We start from the raw sequence: 1,671 nt of genomic DNA, 5'->3' as shown, positions 1-1,671 counted from the left end.
CCTGTTCTCGAAGCGCTTTTGCGGGAGCAACCCCGCTGGGCGGCGCACGGAGCCGCGGAGGCGGACCTGATCCTGAGCATCGCCGCGGAGGCGGGGCTCGATGTCGAGGCCGCGCGGGCGCAGATGCGAGCACCAGACGTCGTGGGCATCCTCAACCAGGACCAGTCGGATGTCGAAGCCGTCGGCGTACGCCAGACGCCGACGTTCTTCGTCAACGGCAGGCCCCTCGATCCCTTCGGTGAAGCCGAACTCCGCGAACTGGTCGCCGCGGAAGTCGCCGAATCCTCAACCTGAGCATAGCAGAAACTGGAGTGACGCCGCATGAAACAGATGCTCTTTTCAGTCGTCGCAGGGCTGACTCTTTCGCTTGCAACGTCTGCCGCGCATGCCGGATCCGATGCTGTCGTCGTCGAGGATGCCTGGGCGCGCGCTTCCATCGGCACCAGCCGTCCGGGCGCGGCCTACATGGAAATTCGCAACACGGGGGATGAGACCGTCACTGTGACGGGACTCGTCACCGATCTTGCGAAGATGCCGGAAATTCACAGAACTTCGACGGATGATCGGGGGGTGAGTTCGATGGCCCCGGCGGGCGAAGTCGAGATCGCGCCGGAGGCAACGGTTGCGCTCGAGCCGGGCGGGCTTCACGCCATGCTGATGCAACTGCAACGCCCGATGAAAGAGGGCGAGAGCTTTTCGCTGACGCTCCTGTTCTCGGATGGAGGCGAGGTAAGAGTCGAGATCCCGATCCGCAGTATCTCGGCGCGTGGCCCGGAAGACTGATGCGCCGACGGAAGTTTCTCGGGTATGCCGGGGCAGTGACAGCCGCCGGCGGGCTGACGCTCTTCGCAGGTTGGTGGCGGGTCGACGGACCGGGAGCCCCGGCACCCTCCGGGGCGCGGCCGCTTCCGCTCACGAAGATGGAATTCAAGCTCACCGATCATGAGGGACGGACGGTTGGCCCCGAGACGCTGATTGGCAAACCGACCTTGGCGTTCTTCGGCTTCACCTTCTGTCCCGACGTCTGCCCGACGACTCTGTCGGACATTTCCGGCTGGCTCGATGCCTTGGGTGAGGACGCCGAGCGGCTGAACGTGGTGTTCATCACGGTCGATCCCGAACGCGACACGGCTGAGATCATGGAAGATTACGTGGCGTATTTTCATCCGGCGATCCGCGGCTGGACGGGGCCGGAGAACCAGATAGCGCGTGCGGCCGAAGGCTTCCGCGCGACCTATGAAAAGGTCCCTGCCGAAAACGGCGGCTACACGATGAACCACACGGCAAGCGTCTTCCTGTTCGACGCCGCGGGCGACTTCGTCAGCACCATTGACTACCACGAGCCGAGAGAATTCGCGGTTCCCAAAATTCGCCGCGCAATGAAAGAAGAAACGAAGGAGGCGACATGAAGCTGAGATATCTGACGGCAGGGCTGGCGATGGCGGGTGGGCTTTCGGCGGCCGCCGCGGCGCTGTCCGGGGCCCTGTCGAAGGACCCGGTGCCGCCGGCGCTTGCCATGGCCAGCGCCTGGATTCCGGAGCCGGTTGCGTCGCCGCCGGCGGAGGCAAGGCCGGTCTCCTTCAGCGGGATTGTCGCCCGTGCGGATCCTGCACCGGTCGTCAAAGCTTCCATTCTTCCCGCGGTGGTCCTGCCCGATGCGCCCCTGCCTGA

3 protein-coding genes and 1 pseudogene are annotated in these 1,671 nt (G+C 64.8%); all 4 read left to right on the top strand.

The features are described from left to right. Nucleotides 1-294 (top strand): DsbA family protein (locus BM162_RS15900; protein ID WP_177215192.1); only part of this gene is annotated, 294 nt, incomplete at its 5' end. 27 nt (nucleotides 295-321) lie between these two features. Beyond that, nucleotides 322-783, top strand: coding sequence for a copper chaperone PCu(A)C (locus tag BM162_RS15895; RefSeq protein ID WP_093424097.1), 462 nt, complete (start codon nucleotides 322-324; stop codon nucleotides 781-783). Continuing rightward, nucleotides 783-1,409, top strand: coding sequence for an SCO family protein (locus BM162_RS15890; RefSeq protein WP_093424094.1), 627 nt, complete (start codon nucleotides 783-785; stop codon nucleotides 1,407-1,409). The genes BM162_RS15895 and BM162_RS15890 overlap by 1 nt, the downstream gene beginning before the upstream one ends. Further along, nucleotides 1,406-1,671, top strand: a pseudogene (locus BM162_RS22870) (M23 family metallopeptidase); the annotation flags it as partial. The gene BM162_RS15890 and the pseudogene BM162_RS22870, both read left to right, overlap by 4 nt.

Origin of the sequence: Tranquillimonas alkanivorans (assembly GCF_900115595.1) — a bacterium.
In the GTDB taxonomy this organism is placed as follows: domain Bacteria; phylum Pseudomonadota; class Alphaproteobacteria; order Rhodobacterales; family Rhodobacteraceae; genus Tranquillimonas; species Tranquillimonas alkanivorans.
This window is presented reverse-complemented; position numbering and strand designations above follow the sequence as displayed.